Origin of the sequence: Tsukamurella soli, assembly GCF_039541155.1 — a bacterium.
GTDB classification, from domain to species: Bacteria; Actinomycetota; Actinomycetes; order Mycobacteriales; family Mycobacteriaceae; genus Tsukamurella; species Tsukamurella soli.
Map to the genome: position 1 here is coordinate 1 of NZ_BAABFR010000229.1, position 1,555 is coordinate 1,555.

Annotated in this window: 1 protein-coding gene; it reads left to right on the forward strand. The window is 65.3% G+C overall.

Going from position 1 to position 1,555, the window contains the following annotated elements; all coding sequences use genetic code 11:
* The first annotated feature begins 76 nt into the window (after nt 1-76).
* Nucleotides 77-1,524 (forward strand): IS3 family transposase gene (locus ABD908_RS27275; RefSeq protein ID WP_385921200.1). Its coding sequence is split into 2 segments (ribosomal slippage): nt 77-449 and nt 449-1,524, totalling 1,449 coding nucleotides; the frame shifts between segments, so codons are not numbered across the junction.
* Nucleotides 1,525-1,555 lie beyond the last annotated feature (31 nt).

The following is a 1,555-nucleotide window of genomic DNA, read 5'->3' on the forward strand; positions in this document are numbered from 1 at the left end:
CCCTGTGTGACAGGGTTAGGTGAGACAGTTCGATTCAGAGTTCATCACTACAGGGCGAGACTGGGGCACCGATATCGTGACCATGACCATCTCATCGACTCGGGACAGCGTCGATACTGGCCTGGTGGCCGAGAACGAGCAGGATCCGGGTGCGCGGGCACGGCGGCGTACGTTCACCGCGGAGTACAAGCAGCGGATCCTCGAGGAGTACGAGGCGTTGCCGTCGGGTTCGCCCGATCGTGGTGCGATGCTGCGGCGGGAAGGCCTCTACAGCTCGCATCTCGCCGAGTGGCGTAAGGCGCGTCAGGCCGGGACCCGTGAGGCGCTGACGCCGAAGACACGCGGAGCGAAACGTACCCCGGAGCAGGTCGAGGTGCAGCGGCTGCGTGCGCGTACGCAGCGGTTGGAGGCCGAGTTGGAACGAACCAGGCTGGCGTTGGAGATCACGGGAAAAGCACACGCGCTCTTGGAGATGCTCTCCGAGAGCGCGGACACCGAGCGGAAGTTCAAGCGGTGATCGATGAGCACCTGCCGCAGTTGGAGGCCGCGACCACCACGGCGCGGGCATGCGTGTTGCTCGGTGCTGCGCGGGCGAGTCTGTACCGTCGTCGGAAGCCACGGCCGGCCACCGGACAGGTGCGGCGGCCGGCACCGGCGAACAAGCTCTCCGAGGCGGAACGACAGCAGGTCCTGACGCTGCTGCGGTCCCCGCAGTACTGCGACCTCGCCCCCGCGCAGGTGTGGGCGCGGCTGCTCGACGACGGGATCTACCTGTGCTCGGTCCGCACCATGTACCGGCTGTTGGAGGTCGCCGGTGAGAGCCGCGAGCGACGACGCCAACGGACGCATCCAGCGAAGAAGAAGCCCGAGCTCATCGCCACCGCCCCGAACCAGGTGTGGTCCTGGGACATCACGAAACTGCAAGGGCCCGAACGCGGAACGTTCTACCACCTGTACGTGATCATCGACATCTACTCCCGGTACGTCGTCGGCTGGACCCTCGCCGGTACCGAGACCGGTGAACTGGCGAAGGACTTCATCGACGACGCGCTCACCGAGCAGCGGATCACCCCCGGACAGCTCGCTCTGCACGCCGATCGAGGCACGTCGATGACCTCGAAACCGGTGTCCCAGCTGCTGACCGACCTCGGTGTGGACCGCAGTCACAGCCGTCCGCACGTCTCCAACGACAACCCGTACTCGGAGGCGAACTTCAAGACCTTCAAGTACTGCCCCGCGTTTCCCGGCCGGTTCGGATCCCTGCAGGACGCACGCACCTTCTGCGCGGCATTCTTCAACTACTACAACCACATTCACCGCCACAGCGGCATCGCACTGCACACTCCTGCATCGGTGCACTACGGCACGGTCACCGAGATCCAGGCACAACGCGCCGACACCCTCGCCGCCGCCTACGCGGCCAACCCCAACCGGTTCAGGCACCGCAAGCCATCCCCACCGAAACCACCGACCGAGGCCTGGATCAACGAACCGACACCACAGGCACTCATCCAATCCGCATGACGGATTGTCTCACCGACCTTGACACGTTCCG